The 26,382-nt window shown below is 65.1% G+C and carries 21 protein-coding genes; 5 read left to right on the top strand and 16 right to left on the bottom strand.

All coding sequences use genetic code 11. From position 1 onward, the window contains the following. Positions 1-299: 299 nt before the first annotated feature. Positions 300-1,826, bottom strand: a complete 1,527-nt coding sequence (gene exaC, locus CFB43_RS00660) for an acetaldehyde dehydrogenase ExaC (protein WP_089424179.1) — start codon at positions 1,824-1,826, stop codon at positions 300-302. A gap of 322 nt (positions 1,827-2,148) precedes the next feature. Here exaC and CFB43_RS00655 point away from each other — a divergent pair, with 322 nt between their 5' ends. Further along, positions 2,149-2,577 (top strand): pyridoxamine 5'-phosphate oxidase family protein, encoded by a 429-nt coding sequence (locus CFB43_RS00655; RefSeq protein ID WP_089493844.1) that lies wholly within the window; start codon positions 2,149-2,151, stop codon positions 2,575-2,577. Positions 2,578-2,676: 99 nt separating this feature from the next. Here the strand turns inward: CFB43_RS00655 and CFB43_RS00650 are convergent, their stop codons facing one another. Then, the gene (locus tag CFB43_RS00650) at positions 2,677-4,290 is read right to left on the bottom strand and encodes an MFS transporter (protein ID WP_089493843.1); all 1,614 of its coding nucleotides are present in this window, start codon (positions 4,288-4,290) and stop codon (positions 2,677-2,679) included. Between the two features lie 154 nt (positions 4,291-4,444). Here CFB43_RS00650 and CFB43_RS00645 point away from each other — a divergent pair, with 154 nt between their 5' ends. Further along, positions 4,445-5,329, top strand: a complete 885-nt coding sequence (locus tag CFB43_RS00645; protein WP_089493842.1) for a LysR family transcriptional regulator — start codon at positions 4,445-4,447, stop codon at positions 5,327-5,329. Between the two features lie 42 nt (positions 5,330-5,371). Here the strand turns inward: CFB43_RS00645 and CFB43_RS00640 are convergent, their stop codons facing one another. The 10 genes from CFB43_RS00640 to CFB43_RS00600 all read right to left on the bottom strand — a co-directional run bounded on the left by CFB43_RS00640 (position 5,372) and on the right by CFB43_RS00600 (position 18,637). Next, on the bottom strand, positions 5,372-5,815 hold the full coding sequence (locus CFB43_RS00640) for a hypothetical protein (protein ID WP_179254778.1): 444 nt from the start codon (positions 5,813-5,815) through the stop codon (positions 5,372-5,374). Between the two features lie 3 nt (positions 5,816-5,818). Further along, positions 5,819-7,258 carry a hypothetical protein gene (locus tag CFB43_RS00635; RefSeq protein WP_089493840.1) on the bottom strand — a complete coding sequence of 480 codons (1,440 nt, stop codon included), beginning with the start codon at positions 7,256-7,258 and terminating at the stop codon, positions 5,819-5,821. 21 nt (positions 7,259-7,279) lie between these two features. Further along, positions 7,280-7,606 carry a PAAR domain-containing protein gene (locus CFB43_RS00630; RefSeq protein WP_256989892.1) on the bottom strand — a complete coding sequence of 109 codons (327 nt, stop codon included), beginning with the start codon at positions 7,604-7,606 and terminating at the stop codon, positions 7,280-7,282. Further along, positions 7,569-8,966: a hypothetical protein gene (locus CFB43_RS37495; protein WP_144023027.1), complete on the bottom strand. Its 1,398-nt coding sequence runs from the start codon at positions 8,964-8,966 to the stop codon at positions 7,569-7,571. The genes CFB43_RS00630 and CFB43_RS37495 overlap by 38 nt, the downstream gene beginning before the upstream one ends. A gap of 22 nt (positions 8,967-8,988) precedes the next feature. Next, the gene (locus CFB43_RS00620; protein ID WP_089493838.1) at positions 8,989-12,525 is read right to left on the bottom strand and encodes a type VI secretion system Vgr family protein; all 3,537 of its coding nucleotides are present in this window, start codon (positions 12,523-12,525) and stop codon (positions 8,989-8,991) included. Positions 12,526-12,774: 249 nt separating this feature from the next. Beyond that, on the bottom strand, positions 12,775-13,161 hold the full coding sequence (locus tag CFB43_RS37490; RefSeq protein ID WP_144023026.1) for a hypothetical protein: 387 nt from the start codon (positions 13,159-13,161) through the stop codon (positions 12,775-12,777). Beyond that, on the bottom strand, positions 13,158-13,952 hold the full coding sequence (gene eutC / locus CFB43_RS00615) for an ethanolamine ammonia-lyase subunit EutC (protein ID WP_089493837.1): 795 nt from the start codon (positions 13,950-13,952) through the stop codon (positions 13,158-13,160). Before eutC ends, CFB43_RS37490 begins: the two co-directional genes overlap by 4 nt. Further along, on the bottom strand, positions 13,949-15,346 hold the full coding sequence (locus CFB43_RS00610) for an ethanolamine ammonia-lyase subunit EutB (protein WP_089493836.1): 1,398 nt from the start codon (positions 15,344-15,346) through the stop codon (positions 13,949-13,951). Before CFB43_RS00610 ends, eutC begins: the two co-directional genes overlap by 4 nt. 90 nt (positions 15,347-15,436) lie before the next feature. Next, complete coding sequence (gene eat / locus CFB43_RS00605) at positions 15,437-16,849, bottom strand: ethanolamine permease (protein WP_039351387.1); 1,413 nt, start codon at positions 16,847-16,849, stop codon at positions 15,437-15,439. Positions 16,850-17,173: 324 nt separating this feature from the next. After that, on the bottom strand, positions 17,174-18,637 hold the full coding sequence (locus tag CFB43_RS00600; RefSeq protein WP_089471893.1) for a mechanosensitive ion channel: 1,464 nt from the start codon (positions 18,635-18,637) through the stop codon (positions 17,174-17,176). Positions 18,638-18,913: 276 nt separating this feature from the next. Here CFB43_RS00600 and CFB43_RS00595 point away from each other — a divergent pair, with 276 nt between their 5' ends. Continuing rightward, on the top strand, positions 18,914-19,792 hold the full coding sequence (locus CFB43_RS00595; RefSeq protein ID WP_089493835.1) for an AraC family transcriptional regulator: 879 nt from the start codon (positions 18,914-18,916) through the stop codon (positions 19,790-19,792). Between the two features lie 85 nt (positions 19,793-19,877). Here CFB43_RS00595 and CFB43_RS00590 read toward each other — a convergent pair whose 3' ends face one another. Both CFB43_RS00590 and CFB43_RS00585 read right to left on the bottom strand, forming a co-directional pair. Further along, positions 19,878-20,249, bottom strand: a complete 372-nt coding sequence (locus CFB43_RS00590) for a zinc ribbon domain-containing protein (protein ID WP_089493834.1) — start codon at positions 20,247-20,249, stop codon at positions 19,878-19,880. A gap of 10 nt (positions 20,250-20,259) precedes the next feature. After that, positions 20,260-22,899, bottom strand: a complete 2,640-nt coding sequence (locus tag CFB43_RS00585; protein ID WP_089493833.1) for a heavy metal translocating P-type ATPase — start codon at positions 22,897-22,899, stop codon at positions 20,260-20,262. Between the two features lie 80 nt (positions 22,900-22,979). Between CFB43_RS00585 and cadR the strand changes: the two genes are divergently transcribed. Together cadR and CFB43_RS00575 are read left to right on the top strand one after the other, a co-directional pair. After that, the gene (gene cadR / locus CFB43_RS00580; RefSeq protein ID WP_011350541.1) at positions 22,980-23,411 is read left to right on the top strand and encodes a Cd(II)/Pb(II)-responsive transcriptional regulator; all 432 of its coding nucleotides are present in this window, start codon (positions 22,980-22,982) and stop codon (positions 23,409-23,411) included. A 68-nt stretch (positions 23,412-23,479) separates the two neighbouring features. Next, a complete protein-coding gene (locus tag CFB43_RS00575) occupies positions 23,480-24,052 on the top strand; it encodes a PadR family transcriptional regulator (RefSeq protein ID WP_089493832.1) in 573 nt (190 codons plus the stop codon). Between the two features lie 45 nt (positions 24,053-24,097). Here the strand turns inward: CFB43_RS00575 and CFB43_RS00570 are convergent, their stop codons facing one another. Next, positions 24,098-25,528 carry an FAD-binding oxidoreductase gene (locus CFB43_RS00570; RefSeq protein WP_089493831.1) on the bottom strand — a complete coding sequence of 477 codons (1,431 nt, stop codon included), beginning with the start codon at positions 25,526-25,528 and terminating at the stop codon, positions 24,098-24,100. A 15-nt stretch (positions 25,529-25,543) separates the two neighbouring features. Next, positions 25,544-26,332: an ABC transporter substrate-binding protein gene (locus CFB43_RS00565; RefSeq protein WP_089493830.1), complete on the bottom strand. Its 789-nt coding sequence runs from the start codon at positions 26,330-26,332 to the stop codon at positions 25,544-25,546. Positions 26,333-26,382: the final 50 nt, after the last annotated feature.

The following is a 26,382-nucleotide window of genomic DNA, read 5'->3' as shown; positions in this document are numbered from 1 at the left end:
GCCGGCTCGACTTGCCGCCGCGAGCAAACGACTATCGGTATCGTTTCCGGCGAAGACCGCGACAATCCGCGGCCGGAACCAGATTGCAAATGCGAATGAGCGAAAACGGTCAATCTCCGGATCGCCGGTCGGTCGCGCGGCACGCATCCGCGCACCGGTCGTCGGCCAGGCGGCCACCCTCGCCCGGCGCGACATGCGTTCGACGACCCTCCAGTATCCAAAGCTTCGCCGCTCGAGACGGCGCCCCGACCGGCCGACGCATACCGCGCCGCCGGCCGGCCAGGACGCCCGCACACGGATCAGAAGAACCCGAGCGCCTCGGCCTGGTAGCTCACCAGCAGGCACTTCGTCTGCTGGTAGTTCGACAGCGCCATCTTGTGCGTCTCGCGGCCGATCCCCGACTGCTTGTAGCCACCGAACGCCGCATGCGCGGGATACAGGTGGTAGCAGTTGGTCCACACGCGGCCGGCTTCGACCTCGCGGCCCATCCGGTACGCGCGCGTGCCGTTGCGCGTCCACACGCCCGCGCCGAGCCCGTAGAACGTGTCGTTCGCGAGTTCGATCGCGTCCTGCTCGTCCTTGAACGTCATCACCGACGCGACCGGCCCGAAGATCTCTTCCTGGAACACGCGCATCTTGTTGTTGCCGAGCAGCATCGTCGGCTTCACGTAATAGCCCGTGCCGAGTTCCGCCGCCGGTGCCGTGCGCTCGCCGCCGGTCAGGCATTGCGCGCCTTCGCCGCGACCGATGTCGATGTACGACAGGATCTTGTCGAGCTGCTGCTGCGACGCCTGCGCGCCGATCATCGTCTGCAGGTCGAGCGGGTGGCCGGCCTTGATGCGCTCGACCCGCGCGACCGCCTTCTCGATGAACTTCTCGTAGATCGATTCCTGGATCAGGATCCGCGACGGGCACGTGCACACTTCGCCCTGGTTCAGCGCGAACATCGCGAGCCCTTCGAGCGCCTTGTCGAGGAACGCGTCGTCCTGGTCGAGCACGTCGGCGAAGAAGATGTTCGGGCTCTTGCCGCCCAGTTCGACCGTCGACGGGATCAGGCTGTCGGCCGCCGCGCGCAGGATGTGCTTGCCGACCGGCGTCGAGCCGGTGAACGCGATCTTCGCGATGCGCTTGCTGGTCGCGAGCGCTTCGCCCGCTTCCTTGCCGAAGCCGTTCACGATGTTGATGGTGCCGGCCGGGAACAGGTCGCCGATCAGCTCCATCAGCACCAGCACCGACGCGGGCGTCTGCTCGGCCGGCTTCATCACCACGCAGCAGCCGGCCGCGAGCGCCGGCGCGAGCTTCCACGCGGCCATCAGCAGCGGGAAGTTCCACGGGATGATCTGGCCGACGACGCCGAGCGGCTCGTGGAAGTGGTACGCGACGGTGTTGTCGTCGATTTCGGAGATGCCGCCTTCCTGCGCGCGGATGCAGCCCGCGAAATAGCGGAAGTGGTCGATCGCGAGCGGCAGGTCGGCCGCCATCGTCTCGCGCAGCGGCTTGCCGTTGTCGATCGTCTCGGCCACGGCCAGCAGCTTCAGGTTCTTTTCCATCCGGTCGGCGGCGGCGAGCAGCAGGTTCGCGCGCTCGGCGACCGACGTCTTGCCCCACTTGCGGCGTGCGGCGTGCGCGGCATCGAGCGCGAGCTCGATGTCGTCGGCGCCCGAGCGCGGGATGCGACAGAACGGCTGGCCGTTGATCGGCGACACGTTCTCGAAGTACTCACCTTTCACCGGCGGAACCCACTTGCCGCCGATGTAGTTGTCGTATTGCTGACGGTACGGGTATTCGACGTCGAGGCCCAGTTGCTTCAGGTCAAACGGGTTCATACATGTCTCCTGTTCATCGTGCTTGTGTGAGTACAGCGCCGGTTGGAATTGCGCTGCCCTCGTTTACGCAACATGCGTGCCAAACAGGACGGAAGCATGGCAACCACGGCCGGCCCGCGTACGCACCGTGCCGTGTTCACCGACGCAGCATGGCGGGTGTGCCGATTCTGAACAGCCTGGTTGCGCAGCGCGCCGGAGCGGTGTTCGAAATCTCCACAGTGCGCGGGCGCATCTGCGCGCGGAAGCAGGCCGTGCCGCGTGGCATGTCGCTTGCGTGCGCCCTTCGCTTTCCCATGAAGCGGCGTGTGCGCCGACAGACACCATGAACGACCGCGGCCCCCTGACCGACGACGCCATCGCGTTCATTCGCGAACAGGCGTTCCTGATCGTCGCAACCGCCGACGCGGCCGGCAACAGCGACTGCTCGTACCGCGGCCGCCAGCCACGCGCGGACGGCTCGTTCGAGCCGCTCGTCGACCTGCCCGACCGCCGCACGCTCGTGCTGCCCGACTTCGCGGGCAACAACCTGTTCAACACGATCGGCAACCTGCTGGTGAATCCGGCCATCGCGCTGCTGTTCGTCGACTTCGTGCGGCAGACGACCTGGCTCGTGCAGGGCCGCGCGACGATCGACGAGGAGGCGGGCAGCCGTGCGCATCTGTGGCCCGATGCGCGGCGCTATGTCGTGGTTGAAGTGGCGCATGCGCAGGCACGGGCGGATGCGACGCTGCCGCCGCTGGTGCTGGCTTGAGGGGCAAGGCGGATCGTCAGCGTGCGAATGCGGCGATGATGAAACAGGACGACGATCCGGCCGCCGTGGCCGGAGCGTCCGTGCGCGACGACGCGAGGCTCAACGCGCGCGCGTCTCCGCACAAGCCGGTTCGATCCGGCTGCGCGCCGGCACGTCGGCATGCGCGTGCTCGTCGGTGTCGTCATCCGTTTCAGCCGTTGCCGGTCGCCCACCCAGAAACGCAAACACCACCCCCGCACACAGCACCGTCACGACCGCCAGCCCGATCAACAACCGATCGAACGCATGCGTGTAACTCGCGAGCAGCGCTGCGTGCCCGACACCCGGCAGCGCAGCCGCCGCACCCGCGAGATCACCGGTCGCGAGCCGCGCGGCCGCACGCAGCGTTTCGTCGGGTGTGCCGGCGGCACCCGCCGCCTGCGTCAGCCCCGTCCGCGCCAGCCCAGCCAGCACCGCACCCACGATCGCGAGCGCGATTCCCTCGCCGGCCACGCGCGTCGTGCTGAAGATTCCCGTCGCCATCCCCGCGCGCTCCTTCGGCACGACGCTCACCGACAGCCCGTCCATCAGCCCCCACGGCATCCCGGCGCCGACGCCGATCGTCACCATCGGCGCGATCGCCGCGGCCCCCGCGCCGCCGCGCAGCGCAATGCCCAGCCACACGAGCCCGGCTGCCGCGATCAGGAGCCCGAACCCCGAGATCACGCCGGCCGACAGCCAGCGCGTGAGCGTCGCCGCGATGAACGGCACGACCAGCATTGGCGCGGAAATCGCGAGCATCAGCCAGCCGGCGTCGATCTCGCTGAAGCCGTCGATGCCGATGAAGCGCAGCGGCAGCACGACGAGCAGCACGATGTAGCAGCAGCAGGTCGACACCGGCAGCACCTGCACGCCGACGAAGCGCGCGATCCGGAACAGCGACAGGTCGAGCATCGGCCGCGCCACGCGCGTCTCGATCGCGACGAACGCCCACGCGCCAAGCGCCGCGCCTGCCAGCAGCGCGATCACCAGCGGGCTCGACCAGCCGCGCGCGGGCGCCTCGATCACGCCGAACGTGAACAGCGTCAGCGCGGTGGTGAACGCGGCCGTGCCGGGCCAGTCGAGCCCCGTCGCGTGCGGGTCGCGCGACTCGTGCATGCGCGGCAGCCCGACTACGAGCGACAGCCCGCCGGCCACCGCGCTCGTCACGAAGATCGCGCGCCAGCCGTGATGCCCGATCAGCGCGCCGGCCAGCACCGGCCCGAACGCGAGCCCGACGCCGAAGGTCGTGCCGAGCAGGCTGAATGCGCGCGTGCGCGCCGCACCGTCGAACTCCTGCGCGAGCGCGGCCGTGCCGCCCGCGAGCGCCGCGGCCGCCGCGAGCCCTTGCGCGGCGCGCAGCAGGTCGACCGCGAGCATCGACGGCGCGAACGCGAGCGCGACCGACATCAGCGTGAAGCCGCCGACGCCGATCGCGAACAGGCGCTTGCGGCCGAACTGGTCGGCCAGCGCGCCGGCCGCCATCAGGAAGCTGCCGAACGCGAGCATGAACGCGTTGGTGATCCAGTTCATCGCGACCGTGCCGCCGTGCAGGTCGCGGCCGATCGCGGGCGTCGCGACGGCGCCGCCCGAAAACGACAGCGGCAGCGCGACGGCGGCCAGGCAGACGGCGGCCAGCACCCATGCGCGCCGGCGCGCCGACGGGTCCGAAGCGGCTGAAAAAGGGTGATCCATCATCGCTCCTCGAAAAGCCGGCGCGGATGCGCCGTCAGAGCGACAGAAGATAAATCCGATTCAATCCACGAAAAACCACGCAAAGCTCCGCATATAACGGACTAAAATTCCGCAATTCACTCGGCCGCGTGCGTCGACGCACATCTTCGACTCGATGGACAACCTGACCGGCATCGTCGCCTTCGTCCGCACCGCGGAAGCATTGAGCTTCGTCGCGGCCGGCCGCGCGCTCGGCATCTCGGCGTCAGCGGTCGGCAAGACGATCGCGAAACTCGAGCAGTCGCTCGGCGTGCGCCTGTTCAACCGCACCACGCGGCGCGTCACGCTCACCGAAGAGGGGCGGCACTTCTACGAACGCTGCCAGCGGATCCTCGAGGATTTTCGCGACGCGGAAGCGACCGTGACGGCCTCCGCACAGCGCCCGCGCGGCAAGCTGCGCGTGAGTCTGCCGGTGATCGGCTACCGGTTCCTGCTGCCGGTGCTGCCCGAATTCCGGCAGCGCTACCCGGACGTCGAACTCGATCTCGATTTCAACGACCGGATGGTGGATGTCGTCGAAGGCGGCTTCGACGCGGTGATCCGCAGCGGCCCGCTGTCGGATTCGAGCCTGATGTCACGGCGGCTCGGCCCGTTCGCGTTCGTGCTGTGCGCGACGCCCGCGTATCTCGCGCAGGCCGGCACGCCGCGCACGCCGCGCGATCTCGAAGCGCACGAGTGCGTGCGCTACTGCTTCCCGACCACCGGCAAGCTGCAGGACTGGGCGCTCGCGGCCGACGACGGCACGCCGCTGAAGCTGCGCACCGCGCTGACCTGCAACAACATGGAGGCGCTGCGCGGCACCGTGCTCGCGGGGCTCGGCATCGGCTACATGCCCGACTTCCTCGCGCGCGACGCGCTGGAGCAGGGCACGCTCGTCACCGTGCTCGACGACTACCGGATCGCGCCGGGGCAATTCTCGATCGTGTGGCCGTCGAGCCGGCAGCTGTCGCCGAAGCTGCGCGTGTTCGTCGATTTTCTGTGCGAGCGGTTGTTCAGGTAGCGCTCAGTCCGGCGCCAGTGAATCAGGAACGCCGATGCGACGTCATACCTCGTCGTTTCGGGCCGCGCGTATCTGCCGCTTCATCGCACGGTCATACGCGTCAAAACGCTGCCACGCATCCGCTGTGCGCACATGGGGCCGTTCCCGATGTGAACTGATCCACCACGGCTTGCCTCGATGCTCATACCAGCGCCACACCGCCGCCTGCGCAATCTCGTGTTCCCGGTCAGGACATACGCCGTCGACGACATCCTCTATATGAAGGATGCATGCGAGATGCCATCGCCATCGAACGCACAGTTCGTCTGCGATCAGCCCCACCGTAAAGCCCAGAAAGATCAACGCGTATTGCAAAGGGGTGGCCGTACCCAGTACTTCCGACGCATACCAGTAACTCACAGTCATCCAGACGGCACACGCCAGCAGCGAAAGCCACCACAACGCCACGAACCGGGGAATGCTGAATTGCCGAAATGCCTTCATCACTGCTTACCCGTATTGGCGCCACACGTCGTCGGCATAGACCCGCTGTGCGAGGATGCGCCAGACACCGCACAAGATCACGACGACAACCATGACACTGGTGAACACCGTTTCGAACGTGCCCCACGCATTGTCGGGGGACAGCAGCATCCCGAATACCCACATCGCCACACACCCGACGAGTTCGACGGCTGGGAACAGGTTGTACTCGTAGTCTGTCTTCCACGGCGCGTCCACGCTCGGCAGCTCCTTGACGACTAGATTGAGCGCGACGCCCTCCTCGTGAGGCAGTGCGACAAGCTGCGCCCCCTGACCATATAACGCCATCTTGCCGGCCAGCGCCTGAAGGACCCAGCGCGCGACCGGAGCCTGCGGACCAATCGCCGGATCAAGCGCATGCGCTTCAATCTTCAGATCGGCATCCCTGACCGCGCCCAGCGTCGCATGTTGCGCGAGTCCCTTGAGCCGGCTATGCCAGAAGTGACGGATACGCTCGCGTGGCGCCTGCGCCGCGTTGAGCAGCAACGCCAGCGACCTGTCGACCTGATCGGCTTCCCCGACGACCTGACGAAGTAGCCAAGCCTGCCGCTTTAGCTCAGGCTTTTCCTGTACGAGCGCGCGCGATCCGAGCAGAAGCGCAACCGCGGCTTCCGATGTCGCCGGCGCAATGCCGGGGGCGTCATCATTCAAATGCCATGCGACAACGAGGCGATACTTCGGAGTTCCGTCCACTGCATAGTGGCTAGAGGCAAACGGCGAGTCGCTTTTGCCCGTGAACCAGTTCTCCGCAAAGTTCACGTTGCGGTCGTTGTCGATCCATCGAACACGGGGCCGCCCCGGCAACTTCAGGCGCTCCCACACAGCCTTGACGTCCGTCGACCATTCCTGCCGGTCGCACTGCATCACGATTTCGAATGAGTTGCTGCGCGACGCTTCAGCCAGCCGCGCCGCTAGTGGCGTCAGAAGGGTTTCCAGCAGGCTGCTGACGCGTGACGCGACGTGGGTTGCGTCGAGACCGCCGAGGAACATGACCTTCCCCGGATTCTCCGGTGGACTGCCTTCCAGTTTCAGCATGCGTTCGGCCAGGTCGGCTTCGGGCGTGAGAATGACACTGTCGAGCACGGCCATGCCTGCACGGCTGAGTCGCTGCCATCGGACCAGCAAATGCCAGCGCGCCGCATTCCTGACCGCTGCCTCAAACGCCAAGCCGTCGTAAAACGACGAATAAAGCGCGGCACAGATCGTGAGCCAAAAAGTAAACGGGACCGCCAGCGCGGAGCGCGTGAATTCCGGCGAGCCAACCGGTTTGCCCGCCGGCCACGTGATCACCGTATAGGCCAGGCACACGCCCGCGATCACGAGGAACAAGACGAGGTAGACCCATACGGGCGGCGGTTTGGGGTGCTGCCACTCGGGCGGCACGCGTTGATCCCAGCGAAATTTCATCGCGTCTCCGAGAATATCGCGTCACGCTTCGATCAGCGAGTGGCGCTGCGATGCAATCAGCCGCGGCGACGGATGACACGCGCACCGGCAAAGGTCGTCTTCGAGCGCGGGCTGTTTGTCGCTCAGTTCATGGTCCGAGCGCTCACCGACCGGCTCGATCCGGCCAATGGTGTTGCACGCAGGACATTGGACCCTCGCGCCCACGTGGCTCAACTTGCGATCGTCGAGTTCAACGTCATCGAGGCCGTCAAGCACGACGCCGTCCGCCGTCGTCCGGTCATGCTGATAGATCAGCGCACGTTCTCGCATTTCAGACACCCACCCATTCCCATTGAGCGTTGCCGACATCGTTCGAAATCGACGGCATCGGCTGGCCACGCCGCATCGTCACGATGCGGGACAGGTCATAGCGATATTCCGGCGTCGAGTAGTCCGCATTCGCGCGCACGCGCGCCACCCATCGGCCGCCACGCGGACACGCCGCGCCGGGCAAGCTGAACTGCTCCGTGCCCTCGACGTAGGCGGACGAGAATGGCTTCGTGGGGGTCGGGGCGCTGCCTTCCCATACCCATTGCACCGGCCCATCGAGATGGACGCCGTCTCCGGACTCCATCGGCATCTTCACGCTGTCGGTCGTAGCGATGTCGCCGGCCTTGAATGGCATCACCTGCAAGCTGCGGTAACTGCCACCGGCATTCAGACGTACTGCTCGATACAGACCATCTTCAACAAATGTTTCACCCGGCTTCACCGGCTTGTACGACATGCTGACGCGATGCGTGGATTCCCACTGCTCGCGCTCCAGAGGCGTCGATGGATAGTCACGGTCAAAGGTGACCCGGGCCGGATTTTTGTAGTCCGAATGAAAATCGACGTAATTCAAATTGTTTTTAATTCCATCGACTTTTATATTTGCGTGAACAACAGCATTAACTTCATAGACGCCCACAGGGAACTTATCATCGCTATCGCCCTTCACCGTCAAATCAACCGAATTAAACGGAGCAATTGCAACCCTTTCATTCGGGAAATTTTCCTTATTCAACAATGAGCGTCCCGCAAGCGCAAATCCAATAGTGACATCATCAGATGTTACAAGCGAACCATTTACCCCAAGAATTTCTCGATTACGTCCACTCCCCCACTTCTCCGGAATTTCAAAGGAAATTGGATACTGCCCATTATTTGAAAATCTAACGGTGACCAATATCCCTTTTTCATTACGAACAATTGATTGAACTGATGCATCAAGCTTTACGATTGCCCGCCCATTATCGAGGCCAAATTTTTTTAATTTCTCAAAACCTTGCATCACCTTTTTTGCGCGATCTCTGCCAAGACCTCCAAGATTTGAGCTTCGCTCAACGATTTTCCCATCGATTTCACATTTCGCATTAAATAGCTCATTATATCTCTCATCCGGCGTCGACGCATCACTCGCACATAAAAGATGCTTTATTTCAGCAACCACACTAGAACTCTCCTTATCAAGTCTGGTCTCATACAAACCAATGCCAGAAATTTTCTCGTTTGACACTGTATCGCCTACCGCGACACGCAGCCACCCATCTTCCGAAACAGAGATTTCATTGTTGCCGTAATCACCACCTCCATTTGTAGTAATTCCAAAACTCATCACACTCACCTCCAATTCATTAGCAGCAACTTTCCCCACATAAACACCGAGCATTACCGAAAGCAGAGCCATCCATATACCAATACTCATAGATTTACACCGCATAGCCGATTCTCCATACCTTACCTGTCACATCAGAAAAATGACGCCTTGCATATTCGAGATAATATGGTTCACTGAATGCAGTAATCGAATTGGACTGATGCGCCTGCACAGCACCGAAACCCATAAGGTTCTTCTTTGAATCTCCCTGCCAAACCATCTTTCCGATCATTGCATCCAATTTTCCAAAGTCTATCTCCCTATCCTTGATGTACGAGATATGAACGAAACCACCCTGATCGTAATACTCGTCAGGAAAGTTAAAGTAATGACCATGTTCATGAGCCTCATAGTTGTTTTCCGGGACATCTACCATTTTCCCGCTCTCGGTCGTGTACCTCAAATGCTCCCCCCAAGCCGACGTGTCTGCACGACTGACGTACGGGAATAAATGAAGCAGAACATGCTCATTAAAATCGACAATAGGCTTGTTTTTTATTGAAATCCGAATATCAGTCTTGAATATCACTTTAACGCGACATCCACACGCCCCGCCTTTCGCGCATCCATCCAGTATCAACTTATGATCACCTCGATTGAATACTGCTTCTATTTTCCGCATAACGTGCTCGAGGCTATATCCTTCCCCCACTCTTTCTCGGTAGTCCATCTTTTGACCGTTCAGAACGTCGCCAATCTCCATTGAGCGATGAAGATCGTAGCTGTAGGGGATTGACTTTACTTTGGCAGCTTTATCGAAATTCCCGGACGAATCGACGGGATATATGTCTACCGGGACCAATCTCACGCGAACTGTACATACAAGTGTCTTTTCGCTCTCTATGTACTTCAATTCGAATTTTGAAGATCGCACCCCGCCAGCCGTATATTGCTTACCACTCGCGTCCGTCCATGGTGCGCGATTTTGCAATACCCCTAAATATTGACCAGTTTCTGTTTGATCTGAGCGCTCGCTTAACAGACTTGCTAGTTTCCAGTCACATGGAGCTGGGCTTTCAAGCTTGATCAACTCAGGAGTTTGATTTGTCTGGTTTTTGGGTGCGTTATCCGGGTCATTTACATGCAAGGGACCACGATCAAACATCCTAGACAGAAAATCACTAAACGGTGAAGGAGCGACATTTCCCGCACTGTCTGGCGAAGATGCCTGCGCTACGGCGCCTGTGTTACCCAACGATTCCCACTGAGCCGGATCTGGCTCAGCGGCCAAGGCCGGCGCTTGTACAAAATTCGGGTTGGTACGCCAGACCTCACACTCCGTCTTGAACGGCACGAAAGCCGGCGCGAACGCCGCGCCGCTCAGGTCCAGTTGAGCCGGCCCGGTCTTCTTCAAGCCACTTGTCCTGAAATGCACACGGCCGCGCGAGCCCATCTCGATCCCTTCCGGATTCACGCGGATATACGAGCCGCCGACGCTGAGCAGGATTTCCTTCGGCGACTTCACGTGCAAAACGCCATTGACCGTTTCGACCGTCATGTCTTCCTGCGCCGCAAGCTGCATGCGGCCTCGCTGGGCCTGCACAATGACCTCGCCGGCCGACGCGACCAGGCTCATGCCCTTCCGCGCGAACAGTGACAACAGACCGCCCGCTGAGGCGGTGATCCTCTTGAGCGCGCTGAAGTGGACTCCTTTCTTCGCGGTCCCGATGATCGAACCAGCGGCGGCAAGTTGCACGCCGTCGCCCGAGACCACGCCAACCGGTCCCGGTGCAGTCACGACCGCACCCGGCCTTTTCAATTCGTTCAGCCCGTCGCTGATCGCCTGTTGCGCCTGGGTATCCGCAGGCGATGCCTTCGACGCCTCGGCCGACTTCGCCAGCGATTCGGCTAGCGCCAACATTTCCTTGAGTTGCGCGATCGTCTCGGCCATATCAAGCTGCTTGCCCGCGCCGCCCGGCCGGTCGTAGGCCGTCACCATCACACCTGCGCCGCCTCGCGCAACCGCATGCCCTGAAGTCCGCAGTTCGGCACCCGCGCCTCGCTGGTTCAGTGCGCGGTCCACCATATGGCCGAGATGGAGTTGCGAGCGGCCGGAGTGCTCCGTACCGAGTTCGATGCCTTCCTGATTGTCCCAATCGTCCATCCAGAACGTGTTGCCGGATTGCGTTCGGATCTCGTTACGCGACATGCGCCGTCGTGACGAATTAATCAGGTCGGGGCGCTCGCTATTGTGGATAAAAGCCGCAATAAAGGGCTTGTTCGGATTGCCTTCGCGAAAGCCGATCAGTGCTTCGTCGCCGTCCAACGCGGGCATGTGCATGCCCGTATGGTTCCTGCCGGCGAACGGCTTGGCGAGCCGTAACGGAACGCTTTCCCCGCCCTTGGGCCAGTTGCCGAAGTCGCAGTGAAACCGCGCAACGTACTCGCCTTTGTCGGTCAGGTAGGCGAATCTGTACTTGTCAGGCGACGTAATGGTCGCGCCTAGCGTGCCGGGAATTTTCGGCCACCGACGCTCGTCAATTTCCCGCCGGTACGGGCGATCGGCCGGAATCGCCGTGAAGCTGTTCACGTAGCTCGCGTTCCGCGCGCCGCGATGCACGACCGCTGTCACGAGCATTGCCGCGCCGGCATCCTCGAGCGCCCGGTCAGACTGCACGATGCTGCCAGGCCGGATCGCCAGCACGGTCGACTCCACCGAGTAACGAATCTGGCTGGCGCGTGCCGCTTCATGCCGCAACTGCGCCTCGCGTTTGGCCCCTTTGGCGTCCTCGTGATGCGTGCCCCAGACGTACGGCTTGCCGACCATGGTTTCGTCGTCCGATACGGCGCGGTCCTCGGCACGGAAGCGCTCCCACGCGTGCTCAGGGTTGTAGTCGGCGACCACATAGGATTCCGGCACGACGCGCGAGCGGACCTTGAAGGAAAAAATCGATTCCTCGAAGGTCGCCAGCCCGGCAGTAGGACGATCCAGTACAGGTATTGCGGGGCGCATATAGCCGTCAACGTCGTCCGCGATCACCAGCACGTCGCCGTGCTCGCCGGTCCTTGTGTAGCAATACAGGCCCGCTTGCTCCATCTCGAGCTTGATGTAGTCCCAGTCGCCCATGTTGTACTGGAAGCGGAATGGGTGCCTGGGATGCTCGCGGCGCAGATTGAATTCGACCTGTATCCAGAAGCGGAGGTCGTAACGCGCCAAAATCTCCTTGATGATTTCCCACGAGGCCATTCCCTGGTACGTGGCGCAATTGCTCGGGCCATCCATGACGGCCAGATGCTGGCGCATCACAATACGGTAGGTGTAACCATCACGAGATTCCGATACGGAGTCGAACTGCGTCACGAAGCCGGCAAATTCGCGCTTGGCGCGTCCGTCCTCGGGTCGAACCGAGAATTTCGCGAGTTGCCCGAGCACCGTCTTTCTCGAAATCGCAATCGGTGCGGCAACTACCGCCTTGACGCTGTACGGCTCGCAGATCGCCTCGCGCACGACCCACGATACGACCGACACCGTGGGCATGGGAGGCAGCTCGCCCGTCTCCGGATCGCGCTTCGACTTGCGCCGCATCAGCGTCAGATGCGCGGATTGCCGCCCCGTCAAATAATTTGTCACGCGATCGAATTCCGCCATTCTTATCCTCGTTATATCGGGCGCCAGCCATATCACATCGAAACGCGGCCGCTATCCATGGACAAACCATTGCGGAAAATCCGCAACAAATGAAATGAGGCCAACCGAATCAACCCATCCGATTGAATCGTGCGTCAATCCAACAGTCGCTTTCGCCTTGGCATCAACCGGATGGTGCTGCTGGCCTTGGTCACGCGTGCAGCAAGTGAGCTGCTGGTGAAGGAAAGATGGGGCGGTACGTTCGACTGGTCACTCATCGGGTCTCCTTCTCGCCAAATCGGTGATGGTCGCGCCACACGAAATTTGCGCGAATGAGAAAGATGAATCAATCAGACGAATTCGAAATTCGCAATGCGAATTTTCAAGCGCGCCGACCGGCGACAAATGCGCCAGTAATCGCGCGCTTTCAGGGCCGAGGAGCCCGGAAGCCGTACCAACGATCGAGGTGGTGGTTTGCCAGGCGTGCAAAACCTGTTCGATGGACTGACCGAGACGGAGCGCAGCAATGAAGATGCGCGGCACGTGCATCGCTCCCCCCGTCCCGCGTGCGGCAAGCAATCGACGTGTTGCGCCGAGCAGGTAGTTGTCGCAGAAGCTGCGGGTGTTTATGGACTTTCGATGCGAGTGGCTATTCAAGCGGCCCCGATCCGCTCGGCATCAGCCTGCGGCAGCAACGCATCACTGTCGTCCTTCAGCCCGACGCCCGTCAGCCCGAGCCGGCGCGCGTGCGTCATCAGGTAATGCAGCTTGTGCGCGGCCCCCGCGTACGGCAGCCCTTCGGGCCGCACGTTCGAGATGCAGTTGCGCAATGCATCGTGGCAGCCGACCTTCGGCGCCCACGTCAGGTACACGCCTAGGCTATCCGGCGAGCTGAGCCCCGGCCGTTCGCCGATCAGCATCGCGACGACCTTCGCGCGCAGCAATTCGCCGATCTCGTCGCCGAGCGCGACGCGCGCCTGCGTCGCGACCACCACCGGGCCGATCCGCCAGCCATCCGCATCGAGCCGCGGCCGCACCGCCTGCAGCAACGGCAGCGCCTGCTTCGCGGCGGCGAACGCCGACAGCCCGTCGCCGACCACGAACACGACGTCGGGCCCGTCGCCGCTCACCGCGTCGCCGTGCGCCGCCAGCAGCGCGCGCCCTTCATCCGACAGCTTGCGGCCGAGGTCGGGCCGGCGCAGGTAATGCTGGCGATCGGGCGCGGCACTCTGCACGCCGAGCGTCGCGAAGCCGGCCGCGTCGAGCTCGCGCCGCAGCGCGTCGACGTCGAGCGGCTGGTGCACCGCGTCGCGCGCCTGCGCATGCGACAGGTTGAACGCGAGCAGCGGCGCGGTCGGCAGGCTGTTGCCCGCGCGGCCGAGCGCGATCCGCGCGTTGGTGAACGACTTCAGCTGCGCCCACGGGTTCTTTTCGACGGCGTCGCTCATGCCGAAATCCCCATCCAGTCGTTCGCGCCCGCGAGCAGCGGCACGCGCGACGTCGCCGCGCGCAACGCGCCGTGCGCGTCGGCGATCTCCATCGTCTCCAGCCACTCCTCGAATTCCGGTGCGCGGCGCAGGCCCAGCACCTCGCGCACGTACAGCTGGTCGTGGAACGACGTGCTCTGGTAGTTCAGCATCACGTCGTCCGCGCCCGGAATTCCCATGATGAAGTTGATGCCGGCCGCACCGAGCAGCGTCAGCAGCGTATCCATGTCGTCCGAGTCGGCTTCCGCGTGGTTCGTGTAGCAGATGTCGCAGCCCATCGGCACGCCGAGCAGCTTCCCGCAGAAGTGATCCTCGAGCCCCGCACGGATGATCTGCTTGCCGTCGTACAGGTATTCCGGCCCGATGAAGCCGACCACCGTGTTCACGAGGAACGGGTCGAACTTGCGCGCCACCGCATACGCGCGCACTTCGCAGGTCTGCTGGTCGACGCCGAAATGCGCGTTCGCCGACAGCGCACTGCCTTGCCCCGTCTCGAAGTACATCAGGTTGTTGCCGACGGTGCCGCGCTTGAGCGACAACGCGGCCTCGCGCGCCTCGCCGAGCAGCGCGAGCGAGATGCCGAAGCTCGCGTTCGCCTTCTCGGTGCCCGCGATCGACTGGAACACGAGGTCGACCGGCGCGCCCTTCTCGACCGCCGCGATCGTGTTGGTCACGTGGGTGAGCACGCACGACTGAGTCGGCACGCCGTAGCGTTCGCGGAAGCCGTCGATCATCGCGAGCAGCTTCACGATCGCCGCGAGGCTGTCGGTGGCCGGGTTGATGCCGATCATCGCGTCGCCGCAGCCGTACATCAGCCCGTCGAGCATCGACGCGGCGATGCCCTTCACGTCGTCGGTCGGGTGGTTCGGCTGCAGCCGCACCGACATCCGGCCCGGCAGCCCGACCGTGTTGCGAAAGCGCGTGACGACGCGGCGCTTCCGCGCCGCCGCGATCAGGTCCTGGTTGCGCATCAGCTTCGACACGGCCGCGACCATCTCGGGCGTGAGCCCCGGCGCGATCCGTTCGAGCGCCGCGCCGTCGGCCGCCGGCGACAGCAGCCAGTTGCGGAACTCGCCGACGGTGAGGTGCGAGATTTCCGCGAAGGCCGCCGCATCGTGATCGTCGACGATGAGGCGCGTGACCTCGTCGTCTTCATACGGGATCACCGCTTCGTTCAGGAACGCCTTCAGCGGCACGCCCGCGAGCGCGATCTTCGCGGCGACGCGCTCCTCCTCGCTCGCCGCCGCGACACCGGCGAGCTGGTCGCCGGAACGCAGCGGGCTCGCCTTCGCGAGCAGCGTCTTCAGGTCCGCGAAACGGTACGTGCGCGAACCGATCGTCTCCGTATAGGACATCTGCGAATCTCCTTGCCAAAAGCCGACGGCGCGCCCGTTCGACGGGGCGCGCCGGATGCCGTCAGGAACGGCCTTTCACGTTCACCCTGCTCACTCCTCCAGCAGCACGTCGCCCGGCGCACTCGCACGCTGCGAACGCGTCGCGAGGAAGTACGCGTAGCCGAACGCGAGGAAGCCGAGGAACACCAGCGCGACCAGCCCGTTGAAGTAAATCATCGTGCCGAGACAGACGAGCGCGGCCAGGATCGCGAACGCCGGGAAGATCGGGTACAGCGGCGCGCGGAACGGCCGCGCCATGTTCGGCTGCGAGCGGCGCAGCTTGAACAGCGACGCCATGCTCACGATATACATCACGATCGCACCGAATACCGACATCGTCACGATATTCGCGGTCAGCGTCTGCCCGCCGAACTGGATCAGCTCGTCGCTGTAGATCGCCGCGATGCCCACCACGCCGCCCGCGAGAATCGCGCGATGGGGCGTCTTGAAGCGCGGATGCACCTTCCCGAGCCATTCGGGCAGGTAGCCTTCGCGGGCCAGCGCGAAGATCTGCCGCGAATAGCCGAGGATGATCCCGTGGAACGACGCGACCAGCCCGAACAGCCCGAGCCACACGAGCATGTGCATCCAGCCGCTGTTCGCGCCGACGATGTACTTCATGGCCTGCGGCAGCGGATCGTTGATGTTCGCGAGCTTGGTCCAGTCGCCTGCGCCGCCGGCGAACACCATCACGCCGATCGCGAGTGCAACGAGGGTCAGGATCCCGGCCACGTACGCGATCGGGATCGAGCGCTTCGGGTTCTTCGCTTCCTCGGCGGCCATCGCGACGCCCTCGATCGCGAGGAAGAACCAGATCGCGAACGGGATCGCGGCGAACATCCCGTGGAACGCGCCCACGCTGAAATGATCGGCGCCCGACCAGCCGCCCTTCATGAAGTTGCTCCACGCGAAGCCCGGCGACACGACGCCCATGAACACCAGCAGCTCGAAGATCGCGAGCAGCGTGACGACCAGCTCGAAGGTCGCCGCGATCTGCACGCCGACGATGTTCAGCGCCATGAACACGAGATACGCGCCCATTGCCGCATGCTTGGGCTCGAGGCCGGGGAACTGCACGTGCAGGTACGCGCCGATCGCGAGTGCGATCGCGGGCGGTGCAAACACGAACTCGACGAGTGTCGCCGCACCGGCGAGATAGCCGCCGGTCGGGCCGAACGCCCGGCGCGCATACGCGAACGGGCCGCCCGCATGCGGGATCGACGTCGTCAGCTCGGTGAAACTGAAAATGAAGGTGGTGTACATCGCCGCGACGAACAACGCGGTGACGACGAAGCCCAGCGTGCCGGCGCTCGCCCAGCCGTAGCTCCAGCCGAAGTACTCGCCGGAAATCACGAGGCCGACCGCGATGCCCCACAGTTGCCAGGTCCCGAGCGTCTGCTGCAGCGCGGGCTGGCCGGACGACTTGGCGCCGGCGGCGGGCCGGCCATTCGACTCTGCTTTCATCGGACTCTCTCCTCAAAGGCGCCGTGCCTGCCGGCCTGCGCGACTGAGAAACGATGCTAGAGAGTCATTAAACGACGTGTTATCGAAATTCGGCAAAGATCGCGGCTGACATTTCGCTTGCGGAAATGCCGACACGGAACGCGTGACGAAGCCGACACGCCGCAGACGGCACAGCGGCAGCCTTCGCCGAACGCCGACAGCCGGGCGCTGGCGGCGCCGCCCGAGCGGACGCTGTCGCGTGGCGTTCCCGCCCGACCGGATACATACGCGGCCGCAACGCCGTCCGGCCATGCAGCGCGGCCGGACGGAGGCGCGACGGTGGCGTTACTGGCCGCCGCCGCGCTGGTTGAACCAGCGGTCGAGCAGCTTGCCGGCCGCTTCGCGGCCGCCGAGGCCGAACGACAGCGCCACCGCCACCGCGATCGCGCCGAGCACGAGGCCAAAGGCAAGCTGGACGATCTCGTTCGCGATGCCCATCGCACGCAGCCCCATCGCGAACACGAGGCCCAGGATCGCGAATTGCGCGATGCGCGCGAACAGCACGCTGTGCTCGCGGTCGGCCTGCTCGATCACGCGGCGTGCGAGGCCCGCGAGCCACACGCCGATCACGAGGATCACGCCGCCCATCAGCACGTGGCCGCCGAATTCGATGAACAGCGTGACGACGTCGCGCACCTGCGAGAAGCCGAGCCGGTTCGCGGCTTCGACCGACGCGAACAGCATCGCGAAGAACACGATCAGCCGCGCGACCAGCACCGACGGCTGCAGGATCCCCGAAAACACGCGCTCGACGCCGAGCACGGCCGGCAGCCCGTCGGCGCCCGCGGCTTCCAGCAGCTTCTGCGCGAGCGACGCGACGAAGCGCGCGAAGTAGAACGTCACGAGCACGATCACGATCGCCGCGACGATGTCCGGCACCGCGCCGAGGAACTGGTTCAGCATGTTGGTGGCCGGCACCGAGATCGCGTCGATCTTCAGCGCGTCGAGCGCGGAGATCAGCGTCGGCACGAACACGAACACATAGACGATCGTGCCGACCAGGCTCGACACGCGCACCGGCGTCGGGCTGTCGAGACGCTGCGTGAGGCGGTCGGCGCCGGCGGCGACGAGCAGGTTCGTCACGAGGCCGCGCAGCACGCGCGCGACGATCCAGCCGACGATGCCGATCACCGCGGCCGCGAAAATGTTCGGCACGATCGCGAGCAGCTTGTCGACCATCCCCTGCACCGGCGACAGCAGCCCCGACAGCGCGAACGACGCGAGGATCGCCGGCAGGAACATCAGGATCACGAGCCAGAACAGCACGTCGCCGAGATAGCCGGTCATCGGCTGCATGCCGGCGCCTTCGGACAGCTTGTCGTCGATCTTGCTCGCCTTCAGCGCGCGGTTCGCGAGGCTGCGCAGCAGCGACGCGATGAGCCACGCGATCAGCGTCAGCGCCGCGCCGCCGATCAGGTTCGGCAGGTAGTTGACGATATGCGTGACGAGCAGCGAGAACGGGTTGGAGACCGCGTACAGGTTGAGCACGTTGAAGATGCCCACCGCGGTGACGAGCAGCACGAGCCAGAACAGGCCGCCCGCGATGATGCGCTCGACGCAGGCGCCCTGGCCGGTGCTTTCGTTGATCCGCTGATCGACCTTCAGCGCGCTCAGCAGGCGCATCGCGCCGGCCCGCACCACGACGGCGATCAGCCAGCCGATCACCAGGATGCCGATCGCGCCGGCGATCTTTGGCAGATACCCCCCTAGCGTGGTCTGCAGCGACGTGATGAAGCTGGAAGCATCCATTTCTTCTTCTCCCGAAAACGTGGTGTTGCGATTGAACATCGACGAACTACCTGCGTACTTCGAAAAACGTGCTGCCCCGACAGAGCAACTTACCCGAGAAAAATGACGCGATCACCCGATTTCACCGTCTTTAACTTTAGTCATAGATCTGGGAGGGGCAAGACCCCATTTCGTCCAAATAAAAAGGGCGCGACTCGTCGGCTTCCTACGCATTTCCGCAAGATTTATCAAATCCGGCCGTGCTACCGTGACGTCGGTTCCTGCCCGGACACGCCGATGACCATCGAAACGCGCCCCGACCCGCCCGCCTGGCTTCGCTACGCAGCGAGCGTGGCGCGCGTGCACGAGTACATCCGCGCACACCTCGACGGCCCGCTCGACCTGAACCGGCTCGCCGAAGTCGCGTGCCTGTCGCCGTATCACTGGCAGCGTGTCTATCGCGCGCTGTATGGCGAGTCGATCGTGCTGACGGTGCGGCGGATGCGGATCGTGCGCGCATCCGAGGATCTCGTGTGCACGGCGCGGCCGATCGACGAAATCGCGCGGCGCGCGGGCTACGGTTCGACGCACGCGTTCGCGCGGGCGTTTCGCGACGCATACGGCGTGCCGCCCGTGCTGCACCGTCGCACGGGCAGCCACCGGCCCATCTATCCGTTACAGCGTGGAGAGGAAGACATGTTCAAGCATGAAGTCGAGATCCGGCGGCTGCCGGAATTACACGGCTATGCCGTGGCGCACACCGGGTCGTACTTGAAGGTCGGCGACGCGTTCGCCCGGATCGGTGCGTGGGCCGGTCCGCGCGGGCTGATCGGCCCGGGCGCGAAGATGATCGGGATTTTTTACGACGATCCGGACACGACGCCCGAAGCGCAGTTGCGCGCGAAAGCGTGCTTCATGCCGGCCGACGGCGCGCCTGACATCGAACCCGCGCCGCCGGTGGAGCGTGCGACGGTCGCAGGCGGCGAATATGCGGTGCTGCTGCATACGGGGCCGTATGCAGACCTGAAGACGGCCTACCAGTGGCTCTACGGCGACTGGCTGCGCCACTCGGGCCGTGAAGCCGCCGACGCGCCGCCGTTCGAGCTGTACCTCAATACGCCGATGGATGCCGCGCCGGCCGACCTGCGCACCGAGATCTACCTGCCGCTGCGCTGATCGGAAGGCGTGCGCGGCGGCCCTGAAACGAAGCGCGCCGGCTGGCGTTCACACGCCGCCGGCGCGAATGCGCGGATCAACCGGCTTACGCAGCCTGCGTCCCGCACCCGGGGCAGAACCGCGCGTCGTCCGCCAGCGCCGAGTGGCACCGGCTGCAGGACTTGCCGCGTTGCGCGGCACCACACTGCGCGCAGAAGCGCGCATCCGCCGCGTTGAGTGCGCCGCAGCCCGCACAGGCAAGCTGGCTCAGCGGCACGTTGCCGCCGGCCTGCCCGCTTCGACTGTCGGCCGGCGCCTGCCAGCCCCAGCCGTGGCGATCGCGGCCGCGCGCATCGTGGCCGTCGTGCCCGTCCCGGCGCTGCCCGCCGTGATGCCCGCTACCGTAACCGCTGTTGTTGCCGTGCCCGCCGCCATGGCCACCGCCGTGGCCGCCCAGGATTCGTTTCAGAAAGCTCATCGCCCGCTCCTCAACGCTTGGCCTGCGCACCGCCGAACGCCCCCGAGGACGACAGCAGCCGCAAACCGTTGGCCACGACGATCAGGCTGGCGCCCGCGTCGGCGAAGACCGCCATCCACATCGTGCCGAGCCCCGCGACCGTGAGGCCGAGGAACACGATCTTCACGCCGAGCGCGAAGCCGATGTTCTGCACCAGGACGCGATGCGTCGCACGCGACAGCCGCACGAACGCGGGAATCTTGCGCAGGTCGTCGTCCATCAGCGCGACGTCGGCCGTCTCGATCGCCGTGTCGGTGCCCATCGCGCCCATCGCGAAGCCGATGTCGGCGCGCGCGAGCGCCGGTGCGTCGTTGATCCCGTCGCCGACCATCCCGACCGCGCCCGCGCCGCCGGCCGACAGCTCCTCGACCGCCGCGAGCTTGTCTTCCGGCAACTGGTTGCCGCGTGCGTCGTCGATGCCGGCCTGCTGCGCGATCGCCTGCGCGGTATGCGGGTTGTCGCCGGTCAGCATCGCGGTGCGGATGCCGAGCGCATGCAGATCCGCGATCGCTTCACGGCTCGTGTCCTTGATCGTGTCGGCCACCGCGAAGATGCCGAGCACGCGCGCTTCGTCGACCAGCACCACGACGCTCTTGCCCTGCCGCTCGAGCGCATCGAGCTTCGCTTCGAGGGCCGTCGAGCAGCGCTCGAGTTCCTCGACGAGCCGGTGGTTGCCGAGCCAGTAGCGCGTGCCGTCGATCGTGCCGCGCACGCCGCGCCCGACGATCGCTTCGAAGTCCTGCACATCGGCGAATACCGTCGTGCCCGCGTCGCGCGCTGCGGCTGCGATCGCCTGCGACACCGGGTGATCGGAGCGCGCCGCGAGGCTCGCGCCGAGGTGCCGCACACGTGCGTCATCGGCGTCGGTCGCGTGCAGGTCGAAGTCGGTCTGCACCGGCTTGCCGTGCGTGATCGTGCCGGTCTTGTCGAGCGCGAGCCACGCGAGCTTGCGCCCTTCTTCCAGGTACACGCCGCCCTTCACGAGAATCCCGCGTCGTGCGGCTGCCGCGAGCCCCGACACGATCGTCACCGGCGTCGAGATCACCAGCGCGCACGGGCACGCGATCACGAGCAGCACCAGCGCGCGGTAGATCCAGTCGTGCCACGCCCCGCCCATCACGAGCGGCGGCGCCACCGCGACCAGCAGCGCGACCGCGAACACGATCGGCGTGTAGACACGTGCGAACTGGTCGACGAAGCGTTGCGTCGGCGCCTTCGCGCCCTGGGCTTCTTCAACCGCGTGGATGATCCGCGCGAGCGTCGAGTTGGCCGCGACGGCCGTCACGCGATAGTCGAACGAACCCGATTCGTTGATCGTGCCCGCGTACACGGCGTCGCCGGTCGTCTTTTCGACGGGCAGGCTCTCGCCGGTGATCGGCGCTTGGTTCACCGTCGAGCGGCCCGCGACGACTTCGCCGTCCAGCCCGATCCGCTCGCCCGGCTTCACGCGCACGACTGCACCGAGCGCCACCTGCGCGGCCTCGATCGTGCGCCACGACCCGTCGTGGTCCTGCACGGTCGCGGTGTCCGGCGCGAGCTGCATCAGGCCCTGGATCGCATTGCGTGCCCGGTCGAGCGACTTCGCTTCGATCAGCTCGGCGATCGTGAACAGCACCATCACCATCGCGGCTTCCGGCCACTGGCCGATCGCCATCGCGCCCGTCACCGCGATGCTCATCAGCGCGTTGATGTTCAGGTTGCCGTTGCGGATCGCGATCCAGCCCTTCTTGTACGTGGTGAGCCCGCATGCGAGCACCGCCGCGAGCGCAAGCGCCGCCGCGAGCCACACGGGCAGGCCGGCCCAGGTCGCGCCTTCGGACGCGATCGCGGCGACACCGGCGAGCGCCAGCGGCCACCACGGCTTCGGGGGCGCGTCGGCGACGCGCGCGGCCGGTGCGCCGGGCGCTGCCGCCTCGGGCGTCATCCCGAGCGAGCGGATCGCGCTTTCGATCGCCGGCTGGGCGTCCGGCACGTGCTCGACCGTCAGCATCCGCTGCATCAGGTTGAATTCGAGCGCCGACACTTCGCTCATCCCGCCGAGCTTCTTGCGGATCAGCGTTTCCTCGGTCGGGCAGTCCATCTGCATGATCCGGAATGCGGAGCGCACGTGACCCGACGCGGTCGCCTGCGCAACCGGCAGCGGCGCGAGCGTCAGCGCGGCAGGCGCGCAGCAATCGCCGGCCGCGTGGTCGTGGTCGTGGTCGTGGTCGTGGTCGTGGTCGTGGTCGTGGTCGTGGTCGGCATGGTCGTGTGCGGCGCTGCCGTGTGCACAGGCGGCGCCATGGACATGGCCGTCGCCATGCTCGTGCGCATGGTCATGACCATGATCGTGGTCGTGTTCCTTGCCGCTGCCGTGGCTGCAACCGGCGCCGTGGGCGTGCCCCTCTTCGCGACCGGCATGCGCGTGATCATGTTGATGATCGTGGTCGTGGCTGTGGGCCCGCGACTGCGCGCCGCGCGCTGCGGCGACCTCGCCGTGCGCGTGCTCGCCGGCCACCGGCGCCGCGTCGGCGACGGTGGCCGTATCCGTATCGTGCGCGTCGGCGCAGCACGGAGCGGCGCCGCCGGCATGACGGTGTCGTGGGTCGTGGGTACGCTGGGCGTCGGTCATGACAACCTCCTCAATGGCAACGGTGTAGAGTTAACACCCTGAAGCCACTACAAGGTCAACCCTTACACGGGAGAAAGGTCATGAAGATCGGCGAACTGGCCAAAGCGGCCCGCTGCACACCCGAGACGATCCGTTTCTACGAGAAAGAGGGTCTGATGCCGGATGCGGAGCGCACTGACTCGAACTACCGCAACTACACCGACGTGCACGTCGAGCGGCTGCGCTTCATCCGCAATTGCCGCGCACTCGACATGGCGCACGACGAAATCCGTGCGCTGCTGCAACTCACCGACACGCCGGCCGACCCCTGCGACTCGATCAATTCGCTGCTCGACGAGCACATCGGACACGTCGATGCGCGCCTCGCGGAACTCACGCACCTGCGCGACCAGCTCACCGAATTGCGCCGCCAGTGCGTCGGCGAGCATTCGGTCGAAGATTGCGGCATCGTGCACGGTCTCGCGACGATGGAAACCGTCGCCCCGGCCGCGAAGCGCTCGCACCTCGGCTGAAACCCTTGTGAAATATGATAGTCTAGTTAAGAATAGTTATATTCTTACTAGATATTGAATCACTATTCATGTCCACCAGTCGCCCGTCCCCGCTCGCGCTGGCCGTCCTCGCGACGCTCACCGAAACACCGATGCATCCCTACGGGATGCTGCAGCAACTGAAGGCGCGCGGGTATGACGAAGTCGTCAACGTGCGCCAGCGCACCAGCCTCTACCAGACGATCGACCGGCTGCTGCGCGAGGGGCTGATCGCCGTGCACGACACCGAGCGCGACGGCGCGTTTCCGGAGCGCACGCTGTATGCGCTGACCGAGGCCGGCCACACGGCCGGGCAGGCGTGGCTGCATGCGCTGCTCGCGGAACCCGCGCGTGAATTTCCGGCATTCGGCGCCGGCCTGGCATTCCTGCCGCTGCTCGACGCCGAAGATGCCCGCCACCAGCTCGAGCTTCGAATCACGCGGCTCGACGCGGAGCGCGAACGCCTCGAAACGCTGCGCGCCACCGCGCAGGCCGACCAGGTGCCGCGCCTGTTCCTGCTGCAGAACGAGCATGCGCTCGTCCTGCTCAATGCCGAACTCGACTGGGCGCGCAGCGTCGTCGAGCACCTGAAGATCGGTGCGCTGCGCTGGGTGGACGGCTGACGCGTCACGCACGCCGGCTCCCGCCGGCAACGTGCGTCACCCCGATCAAAGCACCTTGCCGGGGTTCAGGATGCCGAGCGGATCCAGCGCGGCCTTCAGGCGTCGCATCAATCCGATTTCCGCATCGCTGCGCGTATGCGCGAGATAGGGGCGCTTGAGCACGCCGATCCCGTGCTCGGCCGACACCGAGCCGCCCATGTCGCGCACCACCGCGTACACGCAGTGATCGAGCGCATCGAGATCCGTGTCGGTCATCCCGGCCAGCGACACGCCGATATGCACGTTGCCGTCGCCGACATGGCCGAAGAACAGGCACGTGACGTCCGGCCAGCGCGCCCGCAATGCCGCGTCGCAGCGCTCGGCGAATGCGCCGAGTTCGCCCGTCGGCAGGCTCACGTCGAAGTTGACGAGCTGCGGCAGCGCGTCGATCGCGAGGCCTTCGCGCAGCGTCCACAAGTCGCGCGCCTGCCGCTCCGACGTCGCGAGCACCGCATCCTCCACGAGCCCTGCGTCGAACCCCGCCGCGAGACCGGTTTCCAGCGCCTGGTGCGCATCGCCGCCCGGCGCACTCGTCGCGCATTCGATCAGGATCGCGAAGCCATCGTCGCCGACGAACGGCGCCGAAACACCCGGCGTATGACGCGCGACGTAGTCGTAGAACGCCGGCCACATCGCCTCGAAACTGACGACCTCCGGCAACATGCGCACGCGGTTCCACAGCGCGACCACCGCGTCGTAGTCGCGCACGCGGCAGAGCGCCGTGGCCGGCGCGGCCAGCAGCGGATGCAGCCGCAGCACCGCACGCGTGACGACGCCGAGCGTCCCTTCGCTGCCGATGAACAGCTGCTTGAGGTCGTAGCCCGCATTGTTCTTCAGCATCCGGTTCATCGACGACACGACCGTGCCGTCCGCGAGCACCGCCTCGAGCCCGAGCACCTGCTCGCGCATCATCCCGTAGCGGATCGCGCGCGTGCCGCCCGCATTGGTCGCGAGCATGCCGCCGATCTGGCATGAGCCGCGTGCGCCGAGATCGACGCCGAACGTGAAACCCGCCGCTTCCGCGGCTTCCTGCACCGTCTGCAGCGGCGTTCCGGCGCGTACCGTCATCGTGCCGGCCGCCGCGTCGAGCGCCTCGATGCCCGCGAAGCGCTCCATTGACAGCACCACCTCGCCGCCGAGCGCGACCGCACCGCGCGCAAGTCCCGTCAAACCGCCCTGCGGCACGACCGGCTGGCCGAGCCGCGCACACAGCGCGAGCGTGCGCGACACGTCGTCGACACTGCGCGGTCGCACCAGCGCGCGGGGCCGCACGCCGGCCGGCTCGTTGTACGCGGTGAAGTAACGCGGATCGATGTCCGCCGAGCGCGTCACGAGCGCATCGCCCAGTTCGGCGACGAGCACGGCTTCGACCGCATCACCCGACAGCGATCCGCCGCCCTGTTCGCCACCCGCGGCGGCCGTGTTCCGGTTCTGCATCGCGCGCGGCTCCGCTTACTTCGCCGAGATGTCGATATCGCCGAAATACTTCAGGCCGAGCGACTTCACCGTGCCGTCCGCCTTCAGCTTGTCGATCGCCGCGTCGAGCTTCGCCTTCAGCGCGCTGTCGCCTTTACGCAGCCCGAATGCGATGCCATTGCCGAGGATCTTGTCGTCGCGCACGGGCTGGCCGACGAACGAGAAGCCCTTGCCGTCCGGACGCGACAGGAAGCCGCGCTGGCCGGACGGTGCGAGCACGAGCGTCGCGTCGAGACGGCCGGCCACGAGGTCCGCGTATGCCTGGTTCTGGTCCTGGTACGCGACGACCGCGACGCCCGCCGGCTCCCAGTGCGCCTTCGCGAAGGTTTCCTGGATCGACGCCTGCAGCACGCCGACGCGCTTGCCCTTCAGCGATTCCGGCGTCGGCAGCAGGCCGCTGCCGGTGCGTGCGATCAGTTGGGTCGGCACGCGATAGATGATCGTCGTGAAGTCGATCGCCTGGCGCCGCTGCTCGGTCGCGTTCATCGCCGAGTTGATCGCGTCGAACTTGCGGCCCTGCAGCGCGGGAATCAGGCCGTCGAACGACGTCTCGACCCATTTGCACGACAGCTTCGCCGTCTGGCAGACGGCATTGCCGACGTCGATGTCGAAGCCCTGCAGGTCGCCGTTCGGCGCTTTCGATTCGAACGGCGGGTATTGCGCTTCGAGGCCGAAGCGCAGCGTCTGCGCATCCGCGAGCGCCGCGCCCGAGCCGATGGCGCACGCGAGTGCGAACGCGAGTTTCAGGGTGGTCGTGTGCTTCATCGTGATCTCCTGTGTCTGGTCGGTGCGACGCTCCCGTCGCCGGTTGACGT

The sequence above is a fragment of the Burkholderia sp. AU15512 genome, from assembly GCF_002223325.1.
GTDB lineage: Bacteria > Pseudomonadota > Gammaproteobacteria > Burkholderiales > Burkholderiaceae > Burkholderia.
Note: the sequence above shows the minus strand (reverse complement) of the source record. Positions and strands in the feature narration are given on the sequence as shown.

Excerpts from the sequence above, each read along its gene's own strand:
- exaC (WP_089424179.1), bottom strand. The coding sequence starts at position 1,826 with ATGAACCCGTTTGACCTGAAGCAACTGGGCCTCGACGTCGAATACCCG.
- CFB43_RS00655 (WP_089493844.1), top strand. The coding sequence starts at position 2,149 with ATGAACGACCGCGGCCCCCTGACCGACGACGCCATCGCGTTCATTCGC.
- CFB43_RS00650 (WP_089493843.1), bottom strand. The coding sequence starts at position 4,290 with ATGGATCACCCTTTTTCAGCCGCTTCGGACCCGTCGGCGCGCCGGCGC.
- CFB43_RS00645 (WP_089493842.1), top strand. The coding sequence starts at position 4,445 with ATGGACAACCTGACCGGCATCGTCGCCTTCGTCCGCACCGCGGAAGCA.
- CFB43_RS00635 (WP_089493840.1), bottom strand. The coding sequence starts at position 7,258 with ATGAAATTTCGCTGGGATCAACGCGTGCCGCCCGAGTGGCAGCACCCC.
- CFB43_RS00630 (WP_256989892.1), bottom strand. The coding sequence starts at position 7,606 with ATGTCGGCAACGCTCAATGGGAATGGGTGGGTGTCTGAAATGCGAGAA.
- CFB43_RS37495 (WP_144023027.1), bottom strand. The coding sequence starts at position 8,966 with ATGGCTCTGCTTTCGGTAATGCTCGGTGTTTATGTGGGGAAAGTTGCT.
- CFB43_RS00620 (WP_089493838.1), bottom strand. The coding sequence starts at position 12,525 with ATGGCGGAATTCGATCGCGTGACAAATTATTTGACGGGGCGGCAATCC.
- eutC (WP_089493837.1), bottom strand. The coding sequence starts at position 13,952 with ATGAGCGACGCCGTCGAAAAGAACCCGTGGGCGCAGCTGAAGTCGTTC.
- CFB43_RS00610 (WP_089493836.1), bottom strand. The coding sequence starts at position 15,346 with ATGTCCTATACGGAGACGATCGGTTCGCGCACGTACCGTTTCGCGGAC.
- eat (WP_039351387.1), bottom strand. The coding sequence starts at position 16,849 with ATGAAAGCAGAGTCGAATGGCCGGCCCGCCGCCGGCGCCAAGTCGTCC.
- CFB43_RS00600 (WP_089471893.1), bottom strand. The coding sequence starts at position 18,637 with ATGGATGCTTCCAGCTTCATCACGTCGCTGCAGACCACGCTAGGGGGG.
- CFB43_RS00595 (WP_089493835.1), top strand. The coding sequence starts at position 18,914 with ATGACCATCGAAACGCGCCCCGACCCGCCCGCCTGGCTTCGCTACGCA.
- CFB43_RS00590 (WP_089493834.1), bottom strand. The coding sequence starts at position 20,249 with ATGAGCTTTCTGAAACGAATCCTGGGCGGCCACGGCGGTGGCCATGGC.
- CFB43_RS00585 (WP_089493833.1), bottom strand. The coding sequence starts at position 22,899 with ATGACCGACGCCCAGCGTACCCACGACCCACGACACCGTCATGCCGGC.
- cadR (WP_011350541.1), top strand. The coding sequence starts at position 22,980 with ATGAAGATCGGCGAACTGGCCAAAGCGGCCCGCTGCACACCCGAGACG.
- CFB43_RS00575 (WP_089493832.1), top strand. The coding sequence starts at position 23,480 with ATGTCCACCAGTCGCCCGTCCCCGCTCGCGCTGGCCGTCCTCGCGACG.
- CFB43_RS00570 (WP_089493831.1), bottom strand. The coding sequence starts at position 25,528 with ATGCAGAACCGGAACACGGCCGCCGCGGGTGGCGAACAGGGCGGCGGA.
- CFB43_RS00565 (WP_089493830.1), bottom strand. The coding sequence starts at position 26,332 with ATGAAGCACACGACCACCCTGAAACTCGCGTTCGCACTCGCGTGCGCC.